Annotated in this window: 18 protein-coding genes; 6 read left to right on the top strand and 12 right to left on the bottom strand. The window is 71.3% G+C overall.

Annotation, left to right across the window (positions count from 1 at the left end; all coding sequences use genetic code 11):
• Positions 1 to 11: 11 nt before the first annotated feature.
• The 5 genes from ABZU53_RS16150 to ABZU53_RS16170 form a co-directional block, all read right to left on the bottom strand.
• Positions 12 to 131: a SapB/AmfS family lanthipeptide gene (locus tag ABZU53_RS16150; protein ID WP_013734295.1), complete on the bottom strand. Its 120-nt coding sequence runs from the start codon at positions 129 to 131 to the stop codon at positions 12 to 14.
• A 5-nt stretch (positions 132 to 136) separates the two neighbouring features.
• Positions 137 to 2734 carry a class III lanthionine synthetase LanKC gene (lanKC, locus tag ABZU53_RS16155; RefSeq protein WP_355066547.1) on the bottom strand — a complete coding sequence of 866 codons (2598 nt, stop codon included), beginning with the start codon at positions 2732 to 2734 and terminating at the stop codon, positions 137 to 139.
• 484 nt (positions 2735 to 3218) lie between these two features.
• Positions 3219 to 3575, bottom strand: coding sequence for a DNA polymerase ligase N-terminal domain-containing protein (locus tag ABZU53_RS16160; protein ID WP_354855513.1), 357 nt, complete (start codon positions 3573 to 3575; stop codon positions 3219 to 3221).
• 68 nt (positions 3576 to 3643) lie between these two features.
• A complete protein-coding gene (locus ABZU53_RS16165) occupies positions 3644 to 5098 on the bottom strand; it encodes an alkaline phosphatase PhoX (protein WP_355066548.1) in 1455 nt (484 codons plus the stop codon).
• 154 nt (positions 5099 to 5252) lie between these two features.
• Positions 5253 to 5969, bottom strand: coding sequence for a TetR/AcrR family transcriptional regulator C-terminal domain-containing protein (locus ABZU53_RS16170; protein ID WP_355066549.1), 717 nt, complete (start codon positions 5967 to 5969; stop codon positions 5253 to 5255).
• Positions 5970 to 6071: 102 nt separating this feature from the next.
• Between ABZU53_RS16170 and ABZU53_RS16175 the strand changes: the two genes are divergently transcribed.
• The 4 genes from ABZU53_RS16175 (at position 6072) to ABZU53_RS16190 (ending at position 12845) form a co-directional block, all read left to right on the top strand.
• Positions 6072 to 7055: an NAD(P)-dependent alcohol dehydrogenase gene (locus ABZU53_RS16175; protein ID WP_355066550.1), complete on the top strand. Its 984-nt coding sequence runs from the start codon at positions 6072 to 6074 to the stop codon at positions 7053 to 7055.
• A gap of 295 nt (positions 7056 to 7350) precedes the next feature.
• Positions 7351 to 9588: a tetratricopeptide repeat protein gene (locus ABZU53_RS16180; protein WP_355066551.1), complete on the top strand. Its 2238-nt coding sequence runs from the start codon at positions 7351 to 7353 to the stop codon at positions 9586 to 9588.
• A gap of 130 nt (positions 9589 to 9718) precedes the next feature.
• Positions 9719 to 10177, top strand: coding sequence for a peptidoglycan-binding domain-containing protein (locus ABZU53_RS16185; RefSeq protein WP_355066552.1), 459 nt, complete (start codon positions 9719 to 9721; stop codon positions 10175 to 10177).
• A 313-nt stretch (positions 10178 to 10490) separates the two neighbouring features.
• Positions 10491 to 12845: an AbfB domain-containing protein gene (locus ABZU53_RS16190; protein ID WP_355066553.1), complete on the top strand. Its 2355-nt coding sequence runs from the start codon at positions 10491 to 10493 to the stop codon at positions 12843 to 12845.
• A gap of 63 nt (positions 12846 to 12908) precedes the next feature.
• Here the strand turns inward: ABZU53_RS16190 and ABZU53_RS16195 are convergent, their stop codons facing one another.
• The 7 genes from ABZU53_RS16195 to ABZU53_RS16225 form a co-directional block, all read right to left on the bottom strand.
• Positions 12909 to 14009: a Gfo/Idh/MocA family oxidoreductase gene (locus ABZU53_RS16195; protein WP_355066554.1), complete on the bottom strand. Its 1101-nt coding sequence runs from the start codon at positions 14007 to 14009 to the stop codon at positions 12909 to 12911.
• On the bottom strand, positions 13979 to 14689 hold the full coding sequence (locus ABZU53_RS16200; protein ID WP_355066555.1) for a ThuA domain-containing protein: 711 nt from the start codon (positions 14687 to 14689) through the stop codon (positions 13979 to 13981). The genes ABZU53_RS16195 and ABZU53_RS16200 overlap by 31 nt, the downstream gene beginning before the upstream one ends.
• 216 nt (positions 14690 to 14905) lie before the next feature.
• Positions 14906 to 15478: a hypothetical protein gene (locus ABZU53_RS16205; protein ID WP_354855522.1), complete on the bottom strand. Its 573-nt coding sequence runs from the start codon at positions 15476 to 15478 to the stop codon at positions 14906 to 14908.
• 92 nt (positions 15479 to 15570) lie between these two features.
• Positions 15571 to 15930 carry a hypothetical protein gene (locus ABZU53_RS16210; RefSeq protein WP_354855523.1) on the bottom strand — a complete coding sequence of 120 codons (360 nt, stop codon included), beginning with the start codon at positions 15928 to 15930 and terminating at the stop codon, positions 15571 to 15573.
• Positions 15927 to 16490: a hypothetical protein gene (locus ABZU53_RS16215; protein WP_354855524.1), complete on the bottom strand. Its 564-nt coding sequence runs from the start codon at positions 16488 to 16490 to the stop codon at positions 15927 to 15929. Before ABZU53_RS16215 ends, ABZU53_RS16210 begins: the two co-directional genes overlap by 4 nt.
• Positions 16457 to 16999 carry a MauE/DoxX family redox-associated membrane protein gene (locus ABZU53_RS16220; protein ID WP_355066556.1) on the bottom strand — a complete coding sequence of 181 codons (543 nt, stop codon included), beginning with the start codon at positions 16997 to 16999 and terminating at the stop codon, positions 16457 to 16459. The genes ABZU53_RS16215 and ABZU53_RS16220 overlap by 34 nt, the downstream gene beginning before the upstream one ends.
• 10 nt (positions 17000 to 17009) lie before the next feature.
• Positions 17010 to 17519 carry a hypothetical protein gene (locus ABZU53_RS16225; protein WP_355066557.1) on the bottom strand — a complete coding sequence of 170 codons (510 nt, stop codon included), beginning with the start codon at positions 17517 to 17519 and terminating at the stop codon, positions 17010 to 17012.
• A 555-nt stretch (positions 17520 to 18074) separates the two neighbouring features.
• On the opposite strand from ABZU53_RS16225, the gene ABZU53_RS16230 reads away from it, so the two are divergent.
• Together ABZU53_RS16230 and ABZU53_RS16235 are read left to right on the top strand one after the other, a co-directional pair.
• On the top strand, positions 18075 to 21335 hold the full coding sequence (locus tag ABZU53_RS16230; protein WP_355066558.1) for a BTAD domain-containing putative transcriptional regulator: 3261 nt from the start codon (positions 18075 to 18077) through the stop codon (positions 21333 to 21335).
• A 301-nt stretch (positions 21336 to 21636) separates the two neighbouring features.
• Positions 21637 to 22296 carry a response regulator transcription factor gene (locus ABZU53_RS16235; RefSeq protein ID WP_355066602.1) on the top strand — a complete coding sequence of 220 codons (660 nt, stop codon included), beginning with the start codon at positions 21637 to 21639 and terminating at the stop codon, positions 22294 to 22296.
• Positions 22297 to 22381 lie beyond the last annotated feature (85 nt).

Below are 22381 nucleotides of genomic sequence, written 5' to 3' on the forward strand. Positions count from 1 at the left end.
TCTGCGATGGATCAGTTGCAGGTCGTGACGGAGAGCGAGCTGTCGCCGCAGAGCAGCAGGCTCGCCCGGCTACCGCCACCCGTGCGGTCGGCCGGAGCCATCTCCAGGCCCTGGAGGTCCAGAAGCGCCATGTCGTTCACCTCCCTTCCATCCGTTCGTCGATCCGGTCGCCCCCGCTGTCGCGGGGGAGTCTCTGCGCGCCCGACAGGGGCGCGAGGAAGGGCAGCACCGGCGGCTCGTCGTGTCGCGCACAGGCCAGCGCGTAGAGCACGCCGGCGGTGCCGGTGCCGAAGTCCATGGAGAGCCGCAGCAACTGCTCGCCGGGGAACGCGGTCCCGTCCCGGTACGGCAGCGCGTGCCAGGCCAGCCGGTCCACCTGTGCGGCGAGTTCCCTGCGGTCGGCATCGTGGGCCGAGGCGGCGAGGTAGGCGATGATGCCGGCACGGCCGGCGAAGAGCCCGGACTGTGCGTAGAACGGTGACCGCGCCGCGCGGCGGATCCCCGCGCTGGCCTCGGCGAACCGGTCGTCGGCCCGGTGGCGCAGGTACGCATCGAGGACCAGCCCGATACCGACGCTGCCGTGCGCCAGGTACGGCATCGTCCGCCAGCCCTCGTTGACCTCCAGGGCGCCGTCCGGCCGCAGCACACACCGGCGCAGATCCTGGCGCAGTGCCGTGGCGGCGTGTCCCAGCAGTTCGTCGTCACCGCTGAGCTCGTAGAGCCGCAGCAACATCAGCGCCGGTCCGGTCCGGCCGCGCAGCAGCCCGGCGTACGGATTGCGTCCGCCGCTGACGTCCGGGCCGGGGTCGTCGGCCAGTTGCCCGATCACCCGCTCGGCGGCCCGCCAGGCGGCGTCGCGCAACGACGCCTCCCCGGTGCGCCCGGCCAGCTCGGCCAGGTTGAGCGCGATCCCGGACAACCCGCTCGCCAGGCTGTGGTCGAGCCCGTCCAGGGGCTCGCGCAGGCAGATGTCGAGCACGTCCAGCGCGTCCTGGCGGCGTCCGAGGTGATCGAGGGCGTACGCCACGCCGTGCAGGCCGTCGTAGAAGCCGCAGCGGGTGCCGGACGGTGGCGCTGTCGCCCGCCGCACCAGCCAGTCCTCGTGCTCGGGCCACCGCCCGGCGCCGCTCCTGTCGAGCGCGTACAGCACTCCGGCCGCCCCGTGGGCGAGGTTGAGGCCGCCGCTGCGGAACTGCTCGATGTCGCCGGGGAAGCGCCGGTCGTCACGCTCGGGAGTGGCGCTCGCCAGGGTCGCCGTGGTCAGTCGGTCCCTCGTGGTGGGCCACTCATCCGCGCCGAGAGCCCCGTGCGGGTCGGCGGCGACCTGGGGGCCACCGGTGATCTCCTCGACGGCCGGGTCGAGGAAGGACCTCGGCACCGGGAAGTTCGCGGCGATGATGTCGGCCAGGTGAGCCGCCTTCGCCGGCGCGAGCCGCACCAGCTGGGTCAGTGGGAGGAACAGCGCCAACCGCAGGCACGCCAGGGCGTACCGGTCGACGGCTGGGCCGGTTCGGTCCCGCGGCGCCGCGAAGCCCTGGTTGCGCAGTCCGGGCCGGCGGTGCCCGGCGATCGGGGCGGCCACCTCGAAGTCGACCAGGGCGACCCGGTCGTCCGGCCGGATCATGATGTTGAACAGGTGCAGGTCACCGTAGACCAGGCCGCGCTCGTGGATCGCCGCGATGAGGGACTCGACCTGCTCGTGGATGTGCCGGGCCCAGCGGGCGTACTCCGCCCGGTCGTCGTCGGTCGCGTCGGCGTCGATCAGCGGGTACCGGTCGACCAGCACCTTGTTCAGCGGCCGACCCTCGATGAACTCGAGCGCGAGGAACCGGTGCTCGCCGAGGGCGAACTCGTCGTGCACCCGCGGCACCTGCGGCAGGTCGGCCAGTTGCCGCAGGGCCTCGGCCTCGCGGGCCAGCCGGGCGACGGCGTCGGTGCCGTCCGCGTCCAGGCCGGCGTGCGGTCGGGCCTCCTTCAGCACCACCTGGGTGTCGGTACGCAGATCCCGGCCCACGTACAGCCCACCGCCGTTGGAGAAGTGGATCACCTTCTCGATCCGGTACGGCACCTGGTTGGTGCTGGTGTCGTTGCGGGCGGCCAGGTGCGGGCCGAGGAAGTCGGGCAGGGTGACCCAGTCCGGTACATGGAAGACCGGCTCACGGCGATCCGGCACCAGCGTGCCGTTGTCGTCCTCGATCGCCGGCACCACCTGACCGTCGGGCGAGTGGCAGTAGCGGGCGGCGAAGCCGCCGTAGCGCACGTGGACCGGGCCGTCGCCGTAGCGGAGATCGCTGAGGATGTACGGTCCGGTCTCGCCGGTGAGCAGCTCGTCGAGCTCCTTGCAGACCAGCTCCAGCTCCGCGTCGTCGTGTGGGTAGACCGTGATGAACTTGCCGCTGGCGGCCCGCGCGGCGTACTTGGAGTTGCGCAGCAGCAGCGTGCGGGGCCCGCGGAGGAACTTGAAGGACAGGCCGCGGGGGACGCAGTAGTTCCAGACGGCGTCCAGCACCCGCTCGGCGTTCGCCAGGCCCGCCGACACGTGGATCTTCCAGCCCTGCTGCGGCAGCGAGCCGCCGTCCGGCGCGTAGATCAGCCAGTCGTCGAGCGGCTCGCGGCGCCAGCCGGTCGGGATGGGGCGCTCGGCGGCCGGGAAGACGGGCTGCGCGACGGCGCTGCCGAGCGAGTCGTAGAACAGCCGATCCGCCGCGCAGTAGCTGTCGTAGCGTTCGTCCACCGTCCCGCCTCCTCTCGAACTCGGCCGGCTGTTGTTCCGGCGTTGAATCGAGTTTCGTCGACGGGAGGCGGTGGGTCCCAGTGCGCTTAGTCACTGACTTCGATGCAGGGCGCATCGGTACTCATGACATTAGTCAGGGCCCATGGCGCCGGCTCCACGGATCACCGCGCACCGGCCCGCACCCGAGGCCGCCCGCGAACCTCGTCGGCGCTGTTGCGGCTTGACGATCCGCTGACCTGGGACTATTCCGACCGGATCGGTGAGGCAGCGCGTTCGTCCGCTCACCGACCTGCTCGTTCTTGACCCCTCGAGCGGGCAGAACTTAGACCCCGGTGATTGGTGGGTTAACAGCTACGTCACTCAATCGAAATCGGAGAGGTCATCGCCACCGGAGCCACCGTCACTCTCGGTAGCGACGCCTGACCCGAGGCGCTCGACGTGGGCGAGCACGCTGAGGGGCCCGGCCACGCGACCCGCGCGAGCCTCAGCCGGGTGGCTGCTCCTTCGTCAGGTGGAGCAGCCACCCCTCGCCGGTGCGGATGAGCGCGTACCGCCGGCGGCCGGTACGCCCGTGCAGCGTGAACAGCATCCGGCGGTCGGTGCGGTCGTGCTCCTCCCACGTGCCGATGTCGGCGATCGACTTGTCGGCATCCTCGTAGGTGAGGTGATCAAGGTGGTGATCGGGCACCGCGATCGCGAGCCGGTTGTCGCCGGGACTGTCCGGCAGACCACGGGGAACCGCCCACGAGCGCAGCACACCGTCCTCCTCGAGCCGCAGGTCGAAGTGCGGTCGGGGTTTGCGGTGGTGGTGCAGGACGAAGGCGGGGTGCACCCTTGCCATTGTCGACGACCTCCGCCCCCGCCGCCGGTCAAGCGCCCGTGAGCAGGAAACCGTGCAGGCCTCGCAGGTCAGCCCAGATACTTCTCCCACGGGCCGGTGATGGCCAGGGTGAGGCCGGGGTCCTGCATGTTGACGAAGAGCACCTTGCCGTCGGCGGTGAAGGTCGGCCCGCAGAATTCCGAATCGTTGAGCTGGTTGCGGGCGATCGCGTACGTCGGCCCGCCCGGAACCGTGCTGAGCACGTGGGAGGCGCCAGCGCCGTCCTCGGCGAGCACCAGGCTTCCCCACGGGGTGACTGTCACGTTGTCCGGGCCGTCGAAGGTGAGGTCGGTGTACTTGACCGGCGTGCCCTCCTCGGAGGCGGTCTGGTGCGGGAAGTAGGTCACCAGCTGGATGGTCTGGGTCCGGTAGTTGTAGAACCAGACCATGCCGTCGTGCGGCGCCGCGTCCGCCGGCAGGTCACCCTCGTCCCAGGCGTACGAGTTGACCACGTACACGCCCTCGTCGGTGGCCCACACGCCCTCGAACTTGCGTCCCCGGGTGACCTGGCCGTCGGCGAACTGCTCGCGTACGGACGTGGTGCGCGCGTCGCGGTCCGGCACCTCGATCCACCGCACCGGGAAGGGGCGGCCCAGCTGAGCGGAGGTCAGGTAGGCGACGTCCGGCAGCACGGAGCCGTCGTCCATGATGATCTGCATCGCGGCGAGGACGCCGGCGTTCGGCGCGAGGCGGGTCAGCACGCCGGGGCCCAGCTTGACCCCGGCCGGGGCCGCCCAGCGGTAGAAGAGACCGTTGGGCTCGTCCGCGTCCTCGGAGAGGTAGACGTGGGTCCGGTCCTTGTCGACCGCCAGGGCCTCGTGGGAGTAGCGGCCCAGGCACTTGATCGGCCGCGGGTCCGCGCTGCCGTCGGCCCAGACCTCGAAGACGTACCCGTGGTCCTTGGCGAAGACGCCGGTGCGGCCGCCCTCCTCCCACTCATCGCCGGCCCGGTCCTCGGTCTCCTCGCAGGTCAGCCAGGTCCCCCACGGGGTTGGCCCGCCGGCGCAGTTGGAGACGGTGCCGGAGAGGGCGACGAACTCGCCCAGGTTGCGGCCCGCACGGTCCGTCGTGATGACGGTGCAGCCACCGGCGTCGACGGCACCCGCGTCGTAGACCGTTCCCTTGACGTGCGGCACGCCGAACTCGGCGCCCGGGTCGATCTCGTGGTTCTGGATCAGGGTGTAGCGCCCGTGGCCGGCGTCGTAGACGGCCATGCCGTCGTGGTCCGACGGGGTCGTGCCCTGGCCGCGGTCGAGTCGGGTGACGCCGGTCCGGGTGACCACGGTGTAGCTGAAGCCCGCGGGCAGGGCCAGGATCCCCCTGGGGTCGTCCACGAGCGGCGGGAAGGGCACGGGACCACCCTTGACCTGCGAGTGCGGCCGACCGGGGCTGGCCTGCGCCAGGGACGGCAGGCCACCGGCGACGGCAAGGCCCACACCGGCGGCGGCGCCGCCAGCGAGGAAGGTACGACGGGAGGAAGGCACGCGGATCAGCTCCTGGTCAAGGCAAGTGCGACGGCTGACAGCCAACTCCGGCCGACGGACACGAACACGTCACCCGGGGGGTCGCGTGGTGACATCGGAGTGAAGAATCAGGGCCGCGCGCCACCCCGCCGAGCCGACGGTGCGGTCCCTCGCCCTACCGGGCCCGCCGCGGCGATGTCCAGCCCTGCTGGTGCAGCCGTTCGATGCCGTCGAGCAGCAGGTCCAAAGCGAACTCGAACTCGAACTGGTCATCGCAGCCCTGCCCCACGACCGACTGGTCGTCGTGGGACGCCGCCCCGGCGATCTCCGCCAGGTGCGGGAACTGGGCGGCGAACTCCGGCGGTAGGGCGGCGGGCGGCTCGGGGCTGGTGGCTCCGGAGCGACCGGCCTGGCGGGAGGCGTCGAACAGTTCCTGGCTGAAGCCCAGCACCCGGCTGCCCATCGTGTGCATCACGTGGTGGGCGAGGTTGGCGGAGAACCCGCCGGCCTTGAAGGTCGCGACCACCGAGTCGAGATAGGCGAGGACGGCAGGCGTCGCCATGCTCCGGGACTCGATCGCGAGCGGCGCCCAGGGGTGCCGGCGCAGCACCTCCCGCGCCGAGAGGATGCGCCGGCGGATGGCGTCCTTCCAGTGGGCGTCGGACGCGGGCGGGTCGATCTGGCTGACGATCACGTCGATCATGCCGTCGAGGAGTTCGTCCTTGTTGGCCACGTGCTTGTAGAGCGCCATCGGCACGACGCCCAGATCCTGGGCGAGGTTGCGCATGCTGAGCGATTCGATGCCGGCCTCGTCGGCGAGCGCCACGGCGGCACGCAGGACGCGATCCCTGCTCAGCGGTGTCCGGCGCAGCGTCTCAGCCTGCTCAGCCATCTCGTCCTCGTCCTGTCCGGCGGTTGTTGAACCATAACCGCCTTGACAGGTGTACGGCGTACACCTACCGTCAGTGTACGCCGTACACCCCAGGGAGGGATCATGAAGGCGATCGTTCAGGACCGATACGGCCCACCGGAAACCCTCGCGCTCGCCGAGGTCGCCACGCCGACGCCCGCCCCGGGCGACGTGCTCGTACGGGTCGAGGCGGCCTCGCTCAACGCGTACGACTGGCATGCCATGCGGGGTGATCCCCGGATGGCGCGGTTGGCGATGGGCCGGACGCGGCCCCGGGCGCGCATCCGTGGCCGCGACTTCGCGGGCCGGGTCGAGGCCGTCGGCGCCGACGTCCGGCAGGTACGGCCGGGCGACGCGGTGTTCGGCGACCTCGGCGAGGCCAACGGGGCGTTCGCCGAGTACGTGTGCGTGCCCGAGACGTTTGTCGCGGCGATGCCGGCGAACCTGACCCCGCAGCAGGCGGCAGCCCTGCCGCTGGCTGGCATCACGGCGCTCATGGGGCTGCGCGACGCCGGCGGCGTCGAGCCCGGCCACCGCGTCCTCATCAACGGCGCCTCGGGCGGCGTCGGCACTCTCGCCGTGCAGCTGGCCAAGGCGCTCGGCGCCACCGTGACCGGGGTGTGCAGCACCCGCAACGTCGACCTGGTCCGCTCGCTCGGCGCCGACCACGTCGTCGACTATCACCGCGACGACTTCACCCGCGGCACACACCGCCACGACGTCGTGTTCGACCTGGTCGGCAACCGCTCACTCAGCGAGCTGCGGCGGGCGCTGACACCGACCGGGACGCTGGTGCTCTCCGGTGGCGGCGTGTACGACGGCGGCAGCCTCCTCGGACCGGTCTGGCTGATCGCGCGCGGACGGCTGCTGGCCCCGCTGGTCCGACACCGCATCGTCACGCTCACGACGACACCGGGCCGGCAACACCTCGACACGCTCCGCGGCCACGTCGAGGCCGGCCGTCTCACCCCGGTCATCGACCGTACGTATCCCCTCCACGAGGTGCCCGCGGCCATCCGGTATCTCGAAGGCGAGCACGCGCGGGCAAAGGTCGTCATCACCATCTGACGGCCGGCATCGCCGGCGGATCGCTGCTCGGCGGCGCCTCCTGCCCGTCTCGGGGGCACGCCCGCTGGCACTCATCGGTGGATTGCTGACGCTGGCCGCCCTCACGCTGCTCGCCGTGGACACGCGGCTGCGCCACAGTGGCGGGTCCGCCCCGACCATGGCCCGTCCCCCCCGGCCAGCCCCGCGGTTACGCCGTAGGCCGGACCGCAGTAGTTCCTCCGCTGTCACCACTGACGGGTCTCTTGCGTCGTGTGCCCGATTGTCCGCAGTGACCGCCGCCTATACCGTGATCCCCGTGTTCGGGGAGGCCGTACAGGAGCTTCGGCGTCACAGCGCGCTGACGCAGGAGGATCTGGCCGCGAAGACAGGGCTGTCGGTTCGGCATCTGCGGGATCTGGAGGCAGGGCGGATCGCGCGGCCGCGGCCCGCGACGCTGCTGTTGCTGGCCGACGCCTTCGGCCTGCAGGGGACGAAGCGGGACCGGTTCCTCGCCGGGGCGCCGACACCTGTCGGCTCGAACGGTGTTCCGGCGCAGCTGCCCGCGGACGGCTTCGGCTTCGTCGGCCGCGCCGACCCGCTGGCCCGCCTCGACGGGATCCTGGCCCGAGCGGCGGATCAGCCGACCGCGATGGGTCTCGCGATCGTCTCCGGCACCGCCGGGGTGGGCAAGACCTCGCTCGCGGTGCACTGGGCTCATCGCATCGCCGCGCACTTTCCCGACGGCCAGCTCTACGTCAACCTGCGCGGCTTCGACCCGGGCGGCGTCCCGGTCAGCCCGAGCACGGCGCTCGCCGGATTCGTCAACGCTCTCGCGGGACCGGGCGCCCGTCCGCCGACCGCACTGGATGAGCAGGTCGCTCGATATCGCAGTCTGCTGGGCGGCCGGCGGGTGCTTGTCGTCCTCGACAACGCCGGCGACGCGGACCAGGTACGCCCGCTGCTGCCGGGCGCGCCGGGCTGCTTCGTCCTCGTCACCAGTCGGGACCAGTTCCTGGGTCTGGTCAGCGTGAACGGCGCTTATCCGATCACCCTGGACGTCATGTCCGGGGCCGACTCCCGCGAACTGCTGACCCGACGCCTCGGCGCGGAACGCGTCACCGCCGAGCCCGAGGCCGTCGACGCCATCGTCAGCGCCTCCGCCGGGCTGCCCCTGGCGCTGTCCGTCGTCGCCGCCCGGGCGGCCATCCACAGTGGGTTCCGCCTGATGGACCTGGCGGCGAGTCTGCGCCCGGTGGCCGGGCGCCTGGATGCCTTCGACGGCGGCGAACCGGTCACCGACCTGCGGCTGGTCATGTCGTGGTCGTACCGGACCCTCGAGGGGCCCACCGCCCGGCTGTTCCGTCTGCTGAGCGTCCATCCGGGCCCGGACTTCGCCGTCGCGGCGGCGGCCAGCCTCGCGGGGATCACACTCGCGCAGGCCCACCGCCACCTGGCCGAGCTGACTCGGGCCCACCTGCTCACCGAACACCGTCCCGGGCGGTACACGTACCACGATCTGCTGCGCGCGTACGCCGCTGAGCTGACGGCGGCGGAGGACAGCGACGCGAGCCGTCACGCCGCCCGGTCCCGCCTGCTCGACCACTACCTCCTGGTCGCGTACGCCGCCGACGAGCTGGTCTATCCGCAACGGGACCGGCTGCCGATCGACCCGCCGGGGCCCGGGGTCGCGCCGGTGGCGCTGGCCGATCGCGACGCGGCCCTGTGGTGGTTCACCGACGAGCACCCGGTGCTGCTCTCGGCCCTGCGGCTGGCGGCCAGCCACGGGTTCGACCGCCACACGTGTCACCTCGCCTGGGCGATCACCACCTACCTCAACCAGCGCGGCTACTTCCAGGACTGGACCAGCAGCCTGCGGACGGCGCTGTCGGCGGCCGTCCGTCTGGCCGATGACCGGGCCGAGGCGTACGCCCACGGGGTGCTCGGCTTCGCCGACATCGCGCTTGCGCAGTACGCCGACGCGCAGCGCCACCTGGAGCTGGCGTACGACAGGTACCGGCGGCTGGGCGACCTCGCCGGGCAGGCCCGGGTCGAACTCAACCTCGGGTGGATCTGCGACCGGACCGAACAGCCCGAGCAGGCCCTCGCCCACGCCCTGGAGGCGCTACGCCTGCACCGGCAGGCCGGACACGTCACCGGCCAGGCTTTCGCGCTCAACGCGGTCGGCTGGTCCCACGGCCAGCTCGGTGACCACCACGCCGCGATCGAGAGCTGCGAGCAGGCACTGACCCTCTTCACGTCGGTCGACAACGTCCTCGGCCAGGCGATCACGTGGGCCAGTCTCGGGCACGCCCACCTGCAGCTCGACGCCTTCACCGAGGCGGTCACCTGCCACCAGCACGCCGTCCGTCTGCGCCGCGAGATCGGTCATCGACGGTTGGAGGCGGACGCGTTGGTGAACCTCGGCGACGCTCACCTGGCCGCGGGCGACGCCGATTCGGCCCGGGTGGCCTGGCAGCAGGCGCTGGACATCCTCGTGTCGCTGCGGGAGGCCGACACCGGCGCGATCGAGGCCAAGCTCGCCTCGCTGCGCTGAGGGGCCCCGAAGTGCCGGTCAATCTCCGGTCCGGCTCCTGTCCGGGCACCGCGGCGGACGAAACGATGGTGAGGCAAGCCGCGCACCGCAGCGTTGCGCGTGCGACCCACACCTCGACCTGGGGGTTCCCATGCTCCGACGTCTTTCTCGCCTCGGCCTCACCGCCATGCTCGCCGTCACCACCGTGGGCGGCGCGGTGGCGATCTCCTCGCCCGCCCAGGCCGCCCTGCCGCACTGCAACGGCGCGGGCGTCTACACCTCCACCTGGTCCGGCGCCCGCGGGGCGACGGCCTGGATCCCGGCGTACGTCAGCAGCACCATCAACTTCAACTGCCTGCTGATCCGCGGCGACCCCAGCTCCGGCGTCGGTGAACTCCAGCGGACGTTGACGGGGATCTACGGGAGGTACCTCGGCCCCAACGGAGTCGACAACGACTTCGGCGGCTACACCCAGAGCGCGTTGCGCAGCGTCCAGGCCGACCTCAGAATCTCCGCCGACGGCGAGTACGGGCCACAGACCCGCGACCACCTCTGCTGGCGGTGGACGGGCAGCGACAACTCCTGCATCTGGCTCAACAACAACCACTGAGGACGCGCGGGGCGCGCCACGGGGGCGCCCCGCGACCGACCGCCCCGGCTCGGAGCCGGGGCGGTCGCCGTGGCCGAGGTACGACGATCGAGAACAAAACCGCGAGCATTGACGATCAGCAATTGACTGAGTGTCCAGGGTGCCTCTATAACGTTGTACGGGTGGTGATGGATGTCGATCAGATCACCATCGCCTGTGGGTGGAAATCCCGCCGACATCCGCCGTCCGCGTTCGAGAAGCCACCCGATGCCCACCGCCCGCGCGCTGCGGGCTCAGCTGTACGGCCCGCGGCGACCCGCCCCTCGGAGACGGCATGACACGTCAGGTCCCCGCCCGCCCCGCCCTGCCCCTACTGCTCATCCTCGCCCTCGTCGTCGGCGTGTTCGCCGCACCGACCCGACCGGTGCGGGCCGCACCGGCCAAGACGCCGCCACTGACCACCCCGTGGACCAGCCAGGCGCTGGCCGGGACGCCCCTGCCGGAGTACCCGCGACCGCAGATGACCCGACCGGACTGGCTCAACCTCAACGGGGAGTGGCAGCTGCGCCAGTCCGGCACCGACGACGCCCCGCAGTTCAACACCGACCTGCCCGAGCGGGTCAACGTGCCGTTTCCCGTGGAGAGCGCCCTCTCCGGTGTCCAGCGGGCCGCCAACGACAACCGCAACTACCTGTTCTACCGACGCACCGTCACCGTCCCGCCGAACTGGTCCGGCCGGCGGACCCTGCTGCACTTCGGCGCCGTGGACTGGCAGAGCACGGTCTGGGTCAACGGCGTACGGGTCGGCGCGCACACCGGCGGCTACGACGCCTTCACCTTCGACGTGACCCCGCAGCTCAACGGCGGCGTGAACGAGATCGTGGTGAAGGTGTGGGACCCGACCGACACCCGGCAGAACGGCAGCCTGCCCCCGATCGGCAAGCAGACCAAGCAGCCCGGCGGGATCTTCTACACGCCCAGCTCCGGAATCTGGCAGACGGTGTGGATGGAGCCGGTGCCCGCGGCGTCGATCAGCAGCGTGGACGTCTACCCGAACCTGGGCACCAACACCCTGCGGATCCGGGTCTTCACCCGGGGCGACGTGAGCGGGCACAGCGTGCTCGCCGAGGCGCTCGACGGCGCTACGGTTGTCGGCTCCGCCACCGGCGGCTTCACCGACTTCAGCGTCCCGGTGCCGAACGCCCGCCGCTGGTCACCCGACGACCCGTTCCTCTACAACCTGCGGGTACGCCTACGCAACGCCGGCGGCGCGACGGTCGACCAGACCGTCCACTACTTCGGCATGCGGGAGATCACCACCGGCATGGTCAACGGGGTGCTGCGACCGAAGCTCAACGGCCAGTTCGTCTTCCAGGTCGGCACCCTCGACCAGGGCTTCTGGCCGGACGGCCTGTACACCGCGCCGACCGACGCCGCTCTCGCCTTCGACCTGCAGAAGCACAAGGACCTGGGCTTCAACATGGTGCGCAAGCACATCAAGGTCGAACCGCAGCGCTGGTTCTACCACGCCGACCGGCTCGGCCTGCTGGTCTGGCAGGACATCCCGTCGCTGACCGCGCAGAACATCGACCCCACCGATGCCCAGCAGGCGCAGTTCGAGAGCGAGGCACGCGAGATCGTCGACGAGCACCGCAGCTCCCCCGCGGTCGTCGCCTACACGCCCTACAACGAGGGCTGGGGCGAGCGCGCCCTGGCCGACACCCGCCGCGTGGCGCAGAACATCAAGAATCAGGACCCCACCCGGCTGGTCAACCCGCACAGCGGGCACAACTGCTGCCAGTCCCTCGGTGACCCCGGCAACGGCGACATCGACGACTGGCACGTCTACCTGGGTCCGGACTCACCCTCGCCATCGAGCGGCCGGATCGCGGTGCTCGGCGAGTTCGGCGGCCTGGGCCTGCGCACCCCGGGCCACGAGTACAGCCCGAACGGGCAGTTCTTCGCCTACGAGTGGCAACCCACCTCCGCTGCGCTCACCGACCGGTACGTGGGGCTGGTGGAGGGTGCGCAGAACCTGATGCTCGGCAAGGGACTCAGCGCCTCGATCTACACCGAGATCGCTGACCAGGAGGGGGAGTTGAACGGCTTCCTCACCTACGACCGGCAGGTGGTCAAGATGGACCAGGCCCGCGTCCGCGCGGCCAACACCGCCCTCGTCAACGCCTCCCGGACGATCGGCAGCTCCGCCCCCGTCGCCCTGCCGGTCAACACCCGGCGTTCACTGCAGGTGACCACCCCCGGCTACACCAACCGGTACCTGCGGCACCAGAACAGCCTGGCGTACACCGAGGTGGTCGACGCGGGCAGCTCGGCGCTGCTCAAGAACGACGCGACGTACACCATTCGGCCCGGCCTGGCCGACGGCGCCTGCTACTCCTTCGAGTCGGTCAACTATCCCGGTCAGTACCTGCGGCACCAGGACTCCCGGGTCCGCAACTCGCCAAACGACGGGTCAGCGCTCCTGCGGGCCGACGCCACCTGGTGCGCCCGGGTGGGGCTGACCGGAAGCGGCGTTTCGCTGGAGTCGTACAACTTCCGCGGGAAGTACCTCCGGCACTACAACTCGGAGGTCTGGCTCAGCAACGGCACGGGCGGTGACGCCTACAACCGGCCCACCCTCTGGGCCGCCGACAGCACCTGGAACATCGCCGCCCCCTGGGCCCCCTGACGGCGGCGGACCGTGCTCTGACCAACGGTGCGGGCCGGCGGAGAGCCGCCGGCCCGCACCGGGTCACTTCTTCCAGTCGTTGACCGGAGTGAGCGGAACCGGTGCCGGCCGCTGCGCCACAGTCGTCAGCTCGATCCGCCGGCCCTCGGCCGCCGAGGCGAGCAGCGAGGTCATCGTTTCGAGTACGTGCAGCGCGACGTCGCCGCCGGCGCGGGGCGGGCGCTGACCGTCGGCGGTGACCAGGTCGATCAGCCCGATGCCGCGGGAGCCCTCGACGTAACCGGCCCGTGGTTCGAGAACGCGCCATTCGGTGCCGCCCAGCGGAAAGACGCGCACGTCCCCGTCGAACATGTTCGGATCGGGTACGGCGAGCGTGCCGGTCTCCCCGTGCACCTCGATCGGCGCGGCCGTCGTCGCGACGCCGTCGAAGCTCGTGGTGATGGTGGAGAGAGCACCGTTGGCATGCTCAAGCACACCGGTCACGTGGGTGTCCACCTCCGCCGGGACGCGCTGGCCGTTGCGCGGGCCCGAGCCGATGACACGCTCGGCGCGCAGGCGGCTGGCGGCTCCGACGACCGCGCGAACCGGCCCCAGCAGGTGGACGAGCGCTGAGATGTAGTACGGCCCCATGTCCAGCAACGGGCCGCCGCCCGGGGCGTAGTAGAAGTCGGGGTGGGGATGCCAGCGCTCGTGTCCCGGTGTGACCATGACGGCCGTCGCCGACAGCGGGCGTCCGATGAGCCCGCCGTCGATCGCCGCCCGTGCCGTCTGCGTACCTGTGCCGAGGACGGTGTCCGGCGCGCACCCGACGTGGACGCCAGCCGCGGAGGCCCGTTCGATGATCGAGCGGCCGTCCGGAAACGTCACGGCCAGTGGCTTCTCGACGTACACGTTCCTGCCCGCCTCGATCGCGCCGAGTGAGATCTCGGCGTGCGCCGCGGGGATCGTGAGATTGAGAACCGTCTGCACCTCCGGACGGGCGAGCAGACCCTCGACGCTCAACGCCTCGCTGCCGGGAATCGTGGCCGCGACCGCGGCCGACCGGGAGGCGTCGAGGTCGGCCAGCGCGACGATGCGCACCGCGGGGTGGTTCGCGAGGGTGTCGAGGTACGCGCGGGAGATGACCCCGAGACCTACGATGCCGACGCGGTGCGGGTCGCCCACACCATCCCCCTCTCGATGACGGTACGGACGTTCGCGTCCTCCAGCACGTCGAGGCTGTGCCCCGGTGTGGTCACGACGATGCGCCCGGCACCCCAGCGTCGCGCCCAGATCGCCGGCGAGGTGACCGGCCGGTGCCATGGATGCCACGCCTGCGTGGGATGGGTGGTGACGGCCAGGATGTCGATCAGGTCGTCGTGCAGCACCCAGTACTGCTCGGTGACCAGGTCGAAGTCCTCGATCCCCGCGGTGATCGGGTGCTCCCGGCCGAGGTCGGTGATGCGCACCGTGTGCGGCAGGAAGTTGTCCTCCGGGCCGCCGTGGCGCTCGCACGGCTCCTTACCCGGGTGGGTCGCGAACTGGCCGCCCACCAGATGCAGGTACTCCGACGACGCGCGGAACGCGTCCACGATCCCGCCGTGCCAGCCGGTGAAACCCGTGCCGGCGATGACCGCGGCGCTCAGGCCCGCCACCTGGTCAGCGGTGATCTGCGACATCGTCATGCACTGCACGACCAGGTCGGTGTCGGCCATCTCGGCGGCATCGGCGTAGATCTGGGTCGACTCCTCGACCCGTACGGCATAGCCGCTGCGTTCGAGGAAGGGAATGAACAACTCCGTCGCCTTGACCGGCTGGTGCCCCTCCCAGCCGCCCCGAACCACGAGTGCTCTCGGCTGCGCCACCCTCGCTCCCCTCCACGCTCCGTCGCCACCGGGCCGGACGTTCCCGCCCCGGCGACATGCCGTCGGTGCCCGTACCTGTCGAGCACAGAAACCGTACCCGTGGTCGCGGGCCGGGGCCGGAGTAGCGGAGCAGTCGCGGGGGGGCGGACGGGCGGACGCACCGTCATCGGGGTCGCGCCGGTTCGGCCGGGGCCCACGTCGGGCCCCGGCCGAACCTCAGATCACGGACGACACGACCACCACCATGGCCGGCAGCAACGCCGTGGCGACCGCCGCGGACTGCACCAGCCGCCGTGGCCCGGGACGCCCCAGGTCACTCACGCTTCCATGACCGGCGAGAATCGCCACGACCAGTGGACCGGTGAACGCGCCACCGAACACCAGCCCACTCCACTGCGGAGCGACGTTGAGCAGCGCCGCCACCAGCAGCACCCAGGTCGTCGCCGACACCCGGAACGTGCTCCACATGAGGCCGGTGTCCAGACCCCAGATCATCGGCGGAACCCACCACGGGATGTTCTCCCGATGGCCCAGTTCCTTGGACGTCTGTCGGCGCAGCCCGGGGGCGTACGAATCCGTCCGGATCGCGTGTACGTCGAAGGCCGCCGCCACCAGTGCCGCCACGAGACACAGCCCCACGGTGAGCTGGGCATCGAGCCGCCCGGCGAACAGGGTGCCGACCTGGTACAGCGACGCGGTGACGAAGCCCGCCATGGCGATGTGCGCGACGGACAGTACGGCGACGAAGCGCAGACCGCTTCGGACGAGACGGGACGAGTCCCCTTGCACGAAGGGGCGGATGACTCCGATGAAGGACTGGCCTCAAGGGCTGAAGAGCTGGGCGAAGCCCGCCACCACGGCGAGCACGATCGTCCACAGAACTACCATACGTACCAGATCGAGCAGGCGAACGGACCGGACCAGCACGAGGTCTTGCTCTTGCTGCACTCACCGCAGCCGTACGTGCGGCTGCCGCTGGTGCAGGTCCAGAACGTGCGGTAATAGCCCGACGGGCAGGTGTAGCGATCGGGTTCGACCGCGTAGTGGCACCGGGTGCAGCTGGCCAGCGAGCAGCAGGGCGACCCCAGGCAGTCGGCCACCGCCGGGGATGCCTTCAGTACGGTGGCCAGGCCGGCGACGACCGCGGACGCCGCGCCCATGAGCGCGAATCGGCGGCTACGACGGCGGTCGGTGAGCACCGCCGTCTCGGTCGGTGTCACGCACTCCATCTGATTGGTCATAGCCGTACGGTTCCTTCCTTGGCGACGGGCAGGCGGGACGGGACGGTGCGGGCGTTCAACAGCGGTTGCAGTTGCCGGAATGACGGCAGTGTCTGGGCCAGGAAGGCCTCACCCGAGCGGTAGAGGACCACCGACGGGACGGTGTCGATGCCGATCGCCCGCGCGACATTTTCCTCGACATCGATGGTCGCCCGGTCGATTGGTATGTTCAGTCCTTCGAGCCAGGCGCGGCCCTCCTGCTCGGAATGCGCCTGCTGCAGGACGATCCACACCAGTTCCAGGTCCTTGCGGCGCAGGCCCTCCGCGATTGACCGGCAGGTCGTGCAGGACACGGACAGGAAGAGCAGCGCGAGATGCGGCTGCGCGTCGAGTCGTGCCGGAAGCCCGACCAGGGAGGGCCTGATCGAGTCGTCCATCGGGATCGGGATCGGCGACGGGTTGTCTTCGAGCTTGAGGGACGTACGGATCAGTTCGAGGGTTTGATATTGGTCGATCAGCGCCAACACGCAGATCCCCATCAGCACGCTCAATGCGGCGACGACGACCCAGAGGAAGCCCATTGACTCTCCAACACTTTGAGGTAGCTCCAGCTCCGCAGGGCCAGAGGCAACAGCTGACGGACGACGGTCGCCAGGCACAGCACCAGCGCCGTCACCGCGACGGCGTCCGGACCGACGAGCAGATCCGATGAGTCGCGGTGCGCCGTCCAGGCGACGGCGAGCCAGATCGGGAGCAGCGCGAGCTGCGTCCAACCCAGCTTCGCCTCGGACGTGCCGCCGAAGCAGGCACAGCGCACCGAGGCGCCCCGTGCCAGAGCGATCGACGCCGCACCTGCGAACGACGCGCCGAGCGCGATCACCAGGCCCGCTGTCACCCAGGCACGCGGTGCGGTCAGCAGGAGGACCGCGGTGACCAGCTCCACGCCGCTGACCAGCAGTGCCAGCACGCGCGGACGCGGCATCCTGAGCGCGACGAGCGTGCGACGGAAGGCGATGGGCGCGGCGAGCTTCTGACCCGCGGTGTAGAGCAGGACAGCTGCCGCGACGATCCGCACCGTTGCGTCGATCATCGGCACCAGCTCAGGCCGGGACGACCGCGAGGACCTGGGCGTCGGCCAGTTCCGTGTCCAGGACACAGACCCGCACCCGTCGTGCAGTCCGCCTGTCGAGCAACGGCGAGGCGGCCAGCCGCTGGCCCGCGACCGCATAGCCGCTGCCGTCGCGCTTCGGCACTCCGGTCACCCAGTGCACCACCGGCACGGCGGCCACGGCGAGGCCGGGCCACAGGTCGGTCACGGTGACCAGGTCACCCGGTCGTGGGGCGATCCCGTCCGGGAAGCCGGCGAACGGAACACGCTCCGCCGCCCGGATCGCGGTGCGGTTCGCCACCTTCGGCGTACCCACCACGGCACCGCCGGCCGCCACCGCTGACACGCGGGCCAGCTCACCGCGCGAGCCGGCCTGTGCCGCATCCGTCCCCGGGTCGGCCGATGCCGACTCGCCCGAGACGGCCACCACGGCGACTGTCGATCCCACCACGGCACCAACGCGGAGGATCTGCCGCCGCGATAGTCCCTTTTCCTGGTTCATGCGTACTCCTCGGATCTGGTCCCTGAGGACGATCTACCGGTATCGGCGCCCGAATCGAGCGAGAACCCGCGGGTCCGGAGCGACGCCGCGGCGGACTGGGGCTGCTCGGTCGACCACCCCGCGGGGGTCGCCTCGACCGTGCTGCTGATCGACCCCCGGCGCGCCCCCAGTGCGCTCCGGATGGTCCTGACACGACGGTTCCTTCCGAGGTGGTGACGACGGCGTCCGGACGATGGAGAGCATCGATGCATCTCCGGACATCGATGCTGTTTTGATCCACTTCCATCACCGTTTCAAGAGAACAATTCAGGGGTCCAGGTTTCGGCGATGTTCTTGAACAGATCTTGACCGAAGCAGCCACGACAAGTGGCGGCCGCACCGCGCCGGGCTTGTCCGTTGTGGACGCCAGGTCCCGGAGGGCGTTGGGACGCCTCGGCAGGAGCGTGACCGACGACACGGACGGCTGATTCAGGGGTGGGCGTCGATGGGCCGTCGGCTGCGTGTCGATGGTGAGATCATTTCCAGCGTCGTGGATTCCTACGGATCGGACCGGGCGTGGACCAAGTGGAGGACGGCCTGCAGATCCGGCTGCTGGGTCCGGTCGGCGTGTGGCACGGCACCCGTTGGCTGGGCCCGTCGGCCGCGCAGCAACGCACCGTGCTGGCCATGCTGGCGTTGGAGTGCGGAAACATCGTTCCCATCGACCGCCTGGTGACGGCACTGTGGGGCACGGCACCGCCCGCATCGGCTCGTAACGCGGTACAGGGCTGCGTCTCCCGACTACGGGCCCTGCTCAACTCGGTTGACCCGCCACGCACAGCCGAGCTGGTGGGGGTGGGGACCGGCTATCGGCTCACCGTCGACCGGTCCGCGGTGGATCTGCACGACTTTCGGGATCTACTGCGGTCCGCGCGCACGTGCGAGCCGCAGCAGGCTCGTGAGCTGGTCGACCGCGCTCTGCGTCGATGGCGGGGGCCGGCGTTGGCGGACGTCGCCGGCCCGTGGCTGGACGAACTCGTCGCCCCGCAGCTGAACGAGGAGCGGTTCGCGGCGGTTGAGCTGCGCGCCGACCTCGATCTCCGGCTGGGCCGGTACGGTGACATCGTCGACGATCTGTCCGACCTCATAGCCGACAACCCGGCCCGGGAGCGTCTGGCGCTGGCGGTGCTCATCGCGCTGCACCGGTGCGGCCGTCGGGTCGACGCGCTGACCCTGTTCCGTCGGGTCCGCGAGAACCTGGTCGAGAGGCTCGGCATCGAGCCGGGCGAGGAGCTCCAGCGGGCCTATCGCGCAATGCTCGCCGGCGCCGAGCCCGCCGCGGAACCCGCGGGGCAGCGGGTGCGGGAACCGACGGGCGTGGTGCCGCGGCAACTGCCGGCGGCCACCCCCGGCTTCGTCGGCCGCCGACGCGAACTGGCCCTCCTCGACGAGGCGCTGAGGGAGCGGGCGGCGCCGGTCGCCGTCGTCTGCGGCCCAGCGGGGGCAGGCAAGACCAGCCTGGCGGTGCGGTGGGCGCACGACGTCCACCACCATTTCCCCGACGGACATCTGTTCGTGGACATGCGCGGGTTCCACAGTCGTCCACGCCGGACCCCCGGTGAGGCGCTGCCGCTGCTGCTGGACGCGCTGGGCGTCACCGCCGACCGGATACCGGCCGAGCCGGACGCGCAGGTCGCGCTGTACCGTTCGACGCTCGCCGGTCGGCGCGTTCTGCTCGTACTGGACAACGTCGCCGACGCCGACCAGGTGCGGCCACTCATTCCGGGCGGCCCGGACTGCCTGGTGGTGGTGACCAGCCGGGACCGGCTCAGCGGCCTGGTCGCCCGGGACGGTGCCGCTCGGCTCACTCTCGACGTCCTACCTGCCGCCGACGCGGTGGAACTGCTCGTCGGCACCGCGGGGGCCGAGCGGATCAACGCCGACCCGGCCGCTGCTCGGGAGTTGGCCGAAATCTGCGGGCACCTGCCGCTGGCCCTGCGCATCGCCGGCGCCCGCCTGGCCGACCGGGCGCACGTGAGCGTGCGCAGGCACCTCGACGAGCTGATCGCGCGGGGCCGGGTCGCGCAGCTGCGGGTCGAGGGTGACGACAGCACCGCCGTCCGGGCCGCGTTCGAGCTGTCGTACCAGGCGCTCCCGGCCCCAGCGGGTCGGGTGTTCCGGCTGCTCGGACTGGTGCCGGCACCGTCCGGCCTCGCCGTACCCGCGGCCGCGGCGTTGACCGGCCTGCCCTGCGACGATCTCGAACCGCTCATCGACACCCTCGCCCGACTGCACCTGATCCGAATCACCCGGGCAGCCCGGATCGTCAGCCACGACCTGCTGCTCGAGTACGGAGCGCAGCTCGCCGCCGAACATGGCGACGCGGCCGACAATGCCGCCGCCGTGCACCGGCTGCTGCACTTCTACCTGCATGCTGTCGCCCGGGCCAGCGCCGCGCTGAACGGCCCGTCGCGGCTACGGCTGCCGCCGGATCCACCGCCGACCGGCGTACGGATCCCTGAGCTCGACGATCAGGCACCCGCCCGCGAATGGCTCGGTGCGGAAACGGCGAATCTGGTGGCGGCGCTGGAACACGCGGCTGCCGACGGCCGAGACCGGATGGCGTGGCAACTCGCCCACGCCCTGTACGACTTCCTCCGCATGCGGACGCCGCTGAGCCAGTGGCGGTCGATCGCCCGGACCGGGCTCAAGGCGGCCCGCCGCGACGGCGACCTGCGCGGCGAGGCCGTGATGCGACAAAGCCTGGGACTGCTGAACTGGCGTACCGGCGATCTGCGCGCCGCCCGCGCCGAGTACGAGGCGGTCGCGGCGCTCGCCGCCCGAGCCGATTGGCAGGTCGGCGCCTCGGCGGCACACTGCAGCATCGGTATCGCACTGGCTCAGCTGGGCCGGCCCCGGGCCGCGATCAGCCGGTTCGAGCAGGCTCTCGTCATCGATCGGGAGATCGGCGACCGCCGAGCCGAGGCCGGCACGCTGGCAAACCTGGCGGCCGCCTGCGAGGAGGTGGGCGAGCTGGCCGCGGCCGCACGGCACGGCGAACTGGCGATGGGGTTGCTGCGGGCGACCGGCCAACATCTGGGCGCTGCCGTGGCCAGCGAGAACCTCGCGCTGGTGGCCCGGGAGCTCGGCCGGCTCGACGAGGCGCGGACGGCAGCGGAGGAGGCGGTGCGCGTCGGCCGGACGATCGGCGCCCGGCACGAGGAGGCCGCTTCGCTCACCACGCTCGGCCGCGTGCACGGTGACGCGGGACGCTACGCGGAGGCCGAGGAGGTGCTCCACCTCGGCCTCGACATCGTCCAGGGACTGGCGGACGGCCGACTGGAGGTGGTCACCCAGACCGCGCTCGCCGAGGTACTGCTGCGGCAGAGCCGACTGGCGGAGGCGGGCCGCCGGCTCGATCTGGTGCTTGACCTGGCGGATCGGACCGGCAACGAGCGCGCCCGGGTCGAGGCGCTGATGCTGCTCTCCGATCTCAGCGCGGCCCGCAAGGAGTTCGACAGCGCCCACGAGCACGCCACCGGTGCGATGGCGGCGGCCCGCGCCGGTGGGTACCGGCTGGTGGCCGGTCAGGCGCGCAGCCGCCTCGCCGCCGCGAGACTGGGCCTCGGCGATCCCGCGGGGTGCCTCGTCGAGGGCCGTCCGGCGCTGCGCGTCCAACGCCGGGCAGGGCAACGTCTCGCGTACGCCCGCACGTTGATGACCGTCGGCGGCGCGTACGCGGCGCTGGGCCGTCCGTCGGCGGCTCAGACCCGATGGCGGGCGGCACACGAGCTGTTCCGGGAGATCGGCGCCGCCGAGGCGGCACCGCTCGGCTAGCCGGGACGCCGGTCAAGACTCTCTCAAGTTCGATCGCGACGCCTCGACCGCGAGTTCCTCACCGACCAGTATTCCGTGCGGAGCAACCATGCCTCGCGCCCTCGACGTCCGCCCGTCCGATCGCCGCCTCAGCCAGAAATCAGCGCCGGCTCAGCGCTGTCGGCTGTTATTCGCGGCGGAACGTCCCCCCGTCGTTCGGGACTGACGAGGTGCGTCGACGACGTCGCCGGCCGCCCTGGCCGCTGGCGATCCCGCTCTCGCCCCGCGCCGGGTGGACGCCGCGACGACGACAGGCGGGGCGATGCGGATCTTGCTCGTGGAGGACGACCGGCGGATCTCTGCGGTCCTGGGTTCGACGCTGCGCCGGTGCGGTTATCAGGTGGAACACGCGTCGACAGGTGCCGCAGCGCTCGTGGCGGCCCCCTGCGACCTGGTCCTGCTGGATCTCTGTCTGCCGGACGGCGACGGATTCGCCGTGTGCCGGGCGCTGCGGGAACGCAGCGCCGAACTGGGCATCATCGCGGTCACCGAACGGGGCGAGGAGCGCGGCGGCATCGTCGGCCTGCGGATGGGCGCCGACGACTACGTCGTCAGGCCGTTCGCGATGGACGAGCTTCAGGCGCGCATCGAGGCGTTGCTGCGGCGAACAGCACGGCAGGGTCCGCGACCGTCCGACGTCATCGACGTCGGAGGGTTGCGGATCGACCTCTCGGCCCGCACGGTCCACGTGGACGCCCGGCCGGTGTCGTTGACCCGCAAGGAATTCGACATCCTGGCCTCGCTCGCCCGTCGACCCGGCCTCGCGCTCACGCGCGAGCGCATCATGCTGGACGTGTGGCAGACCACCTGGTCGGGCCGGCACACCCTGGCGGTCCACGTGGCGGCGCTGCGCGCCAAACTGGGTCGGCCCGAGTTGATTCAGACGGTACGGGGACTCGGCTATCGCCTCCCCGCCGAGTGAGGCCGACCGGTCACCGAGGATCGGGAGTTACCCGATCGTCGGGTGAGCTGGGCACCAGCGACCATCAGTTTGCGTGGCACGCATA

Source organism: Micromonospora sp. NPDC005194 (assembly GCF_040608335.1).
In the GTDB taxonomy this organism is placed as follows: Bacteria; Actinomycetota; Actinomycetes; order Mycobacteriales; family Micromonosporaceae; genus Micromonospora.

Coding starts and splice junctions, on each gene's coding strand:
- ABZU53_RS16150 (WP_013734295.1), bottom strand. CDS start 131: ATGGCGCTTCTGGACCTCCAGGGCCTGGAGATGGCTCCGGCCGACCGC.
- ABZU53_RS16160 (WP_354855513.1), bottom strand. CDS start 3,575: ATGGCAAGGGTGCACCCCGCCTTCGTCCTGCACCACCACCGCAAACCC.
- ABZU53_RS16170 (WP_355066549.1), bottom strand. CDS start 5,969: ATGGCTGAGCAGGCTGAGACGCTGCGCCGGACACCGCTGAGCAGGGAT.
- ABZU53_RS16175 (WP_355066550.1), top strand. CDS start 6,072: ATGAAGGCGATCGTTCAGGACCGATACGGCCCACCGGAAACCCTCGCG.
- ABZU53_RS16185 (WP_355066552.1), top strand. CDS start 9,719: ATGCTCCGACGTCTTTCTCGCCTCGGCCTCACCGCCATGCTCGCCGTC.
- ABZU53_RS16190 (WP_355066553.1), top strand. CDS start 10,491: ATGACACGTCAGGTCCCCGCCCGCCCCGCCCTGCCCCTACTGCTCATC.
- ABZU53_RS16210 (WP_354855523.1), bottom strand. CDS start 15,930: ATGACCAATCAGATGGAGTGCGTGACACCGACCGAGACGGCGGTGCTC.
- ABZU53_RS16215 (WP_354855524.1), bottom strand. CDS start 16,490: ATGGGCTTCCTCTGGGTCGTCGTCGCCGCATTGAGCGTGCTGATGGGG.
- ABZU53_RS16220 (WP_355066556.1), bottom strand. CDS start 16,999: ATGATCGACGCAACGGTGCGGATCGTCGCGGCAGCTGTCCTGCTCTAC.
- ABZU53_RS16225 (WP_355066557.1), bottom strand. CDS start 17,519: ATGAACCAGGAAAAGGGACTATCGCGGCGGCAGATCCTCCGCGTTGGT.
- ABZU53_RS16235 (WP_355066602.1), top strand. CDS start 21,637: ATGCGGATCTTGCTCGTGGAGGACGACCGGCGGATCTCTGCGGTCCTG.